Genomic DNA, 2,305 nt, shown 5'->3' on the forward strand with positions numbered 1-2,305 from the left:
ACCGGTGAGCCGGGGACTCGGTGAACGGCTCGCCCGGCTGTCCGGGGCGGCGGCGCTGACCTCCGCGCTCGCGTTCGGCGGCGTCGCCGTGGGCGCGGCCCCGGCCGCTGCGGCGCCGTTGCCGATGGACCAGTGCACGACCACCTCCGGGGTCGTACTCGCCGTGGACTTCAGCACGTGGGGCGGACCGCTGCTGCGCTCCTGTGGCACCACGCCCACCACCGGGTACACCCTGCTGAACCAGGGGGGCTGGAAGACCACCGGCACCGGCCACGACGGCCCGGCCTTCATCTGCCGGATCGGCTACAGCGGTTTCCAGGGCGGCAAGCAGTTCCCGACCCCGGACCAGGAGAAGTGCGTCCTGACGCCCCCGGCCACCGCGTACTGGTCGTACTGGCACGCCGATCCGAGCCAGAACGAGTGGTCCTACAGCCAGCTCGGCGCGATGCTTTACCAGCCGAAGCCCGGCAGCGTCGACCTGTGGATCTTCGGCGGCACCAACATCGAGGGCACCGAGGGGCGTCCGACGTTCTCGCCGGACAGCGTTCGGGCGCACAATTCCAGCACCGGTGGGCAGCCGGCCGACCCGGGCCAGGGCGCCGCGGGCGGCTCCGGTGGCTCGGGCGGCTCCACGGGGGCGACCGGTACGAGCGGTGGTGGTGGCTCCGGCACCGGTTCGGGCGGCAGCACCGGCAGCACCGGCGGCTCCGGCACTACCGGTGGCACCGGGCGTGCCCCGGCTCCCGCCAAACCCCCGGCCGGCGGAGCCCGTCCGCCCGCGCCCGTCACGCCCCCGGGGAACGGCACGGCCGGTACCCCCGAGGACGGCGTCACCCCGCCGGGCGCCCCCGAGCCGACGCCGGTACCCGCCACACCGATTCCGGTCGAGCCGCCCACCGCGGCACCGACGGACACTGCGAGCGACCAGCCGACTGAGCAGCCCGCCATGGCCGCGCCGACGGCCACCCCCGCCGTGCCCGGCGGGGTGGTGGACGCCAACCCGGTGGCCGATGCCCCGCACGACTCAGGTTCGATGCTCCCCGCGGTGGTGGGTTCCGTCCTCGTCGTGGTCCTGGGCGTGGCGACCGTGATCACGGCGCGCCGCCGCCGGCGACAGGCCGAGTGATCCGGTGACCGCGCTCGACAAACACGCCGCCGCCCCGCCCACCGCCCCCGGGCGGGGAGCGGGTGGTCGGCGCAGCGCACGCAACCTGCACCCGCTGGCCTGGTGGGCGTGGGCGCTCGCCCTGGCGACGGCGGCCAGCCGCACGACCAACCCGCTGTTGCTCCTGCTCGTCCTCGCCGTGCTCGGCTATGTGGTGACGGCCCGCCGTACCGAGGCCCCGTGGGCCCGCGGCTTCACCTACTACCTCTGGCTGGCGCTGACGGTGGTGGCGATCCGGGTAGTCTTCCGGTGCGTCTTCGCCACCGGCATCACCCCGCACGACCACCTGCTCTTCTCCCTGCCGCACATCCCCACCCCGGCCTGGTACGCGGGGATCCAGATCGGTGGCCCAGTGTCCCTGGAGGCCACCCTCTCGGCGGCCTTCGACGGGCTGCGGCTGGCCTGCCTGATCTGCTGCATCGGCGCCGCCAACACCCTCGCGAACCCCAAGCGGGCGCTGCGGGTCCTGCCCGGCGCCCTGTACGAGCTGGGCGTCGCCGTGACGGTGTCGCTCAGTGTCGCGCCCCAGCTGGTGCAGAGCGTCCAACGCGTCGCCCGGGCACGGCGGTTGCGCGCCGGGCGGCGCAAGGGCGTACGCGCGCTGCGCAGCATCGTCGTCCCGGTCCTGGAGGACGCGCTGGAGCGTTCGCTCAGCCTTGCGGCCGCCATGGACTCGCGCGGCTACGGCCGCTCCGGCACGGCCTCACGCCGCTCCCGCCGGATCACCGGCGCGCTGATGCTGCTCGGCATGTGCGGCCTGTGCGCCGGGGTGTACGGGCTGCTGGACGGTACGGCGCCCGCCGTGCTCGGGCTGCCGGCCTTCCTCACGGGTGCCGTGCTCTGCGTGGCGGGCCTGCTGCTCGGCGGGCGGCGGGTGCGGCGCACCACCTACCGGCCGGACCGCTGGCGGGCCGCCGAGTGGGGCGTGGCCGGGTGCGGTGTGACCGCCGCCGTGCTGCTGTTCGCCACCGTCGGCTACGACGCCACCGACCTCAACCCCTCCCTCTACCCGCTGGCCTGGCCGACGCTGCCGCTCGTCCCGGTGCTCGCCCTGCTTCTGGCGGGCGCGGCCGGGATCGTCTCGCCGCCGCCCGGCCGGACGCCCGGATCCGCCGCCGTGCCGGGGCCGCGCCCGACGAC

The 2,305-nt window shown here is 75.7% G+C and carries 2 protein-coding genes; both read left to right on the forward strand.

What is annotated here, in order from left to right:
• Positions 1-4 precede the first annotated feature (4 nt).
• A complete protein-coding gene (locus KS423_RS43715; protein WP_374120165.1) occupies positions 5-1,126 on the forward strand; it encodes a hypothetical protein in 1,122 nt (373 codons plus the stop codon).
• 4 nt (positions 1,127-1,130) lie between these two features.
• Positions 1,131-2,305, forward strand: a 1,175-nt coding sequence (locus KS423_RS43720) for an energy-coupling factor transporter transmembrane protein EcfT (RefSeq protein WP_224285252.1), incomplete at its 3' end; no start/stop codon positions are given.

Origin of the sequence: Streptomyces sp. LS1784 (assembly GCF_020103755.1) — a bacterium.
Taxonomy (GTDB): Bacteria; Actinomycetota; Actinomycetes; order Streptomycetales; family Streptomycetaceae; genus Kitasatospora.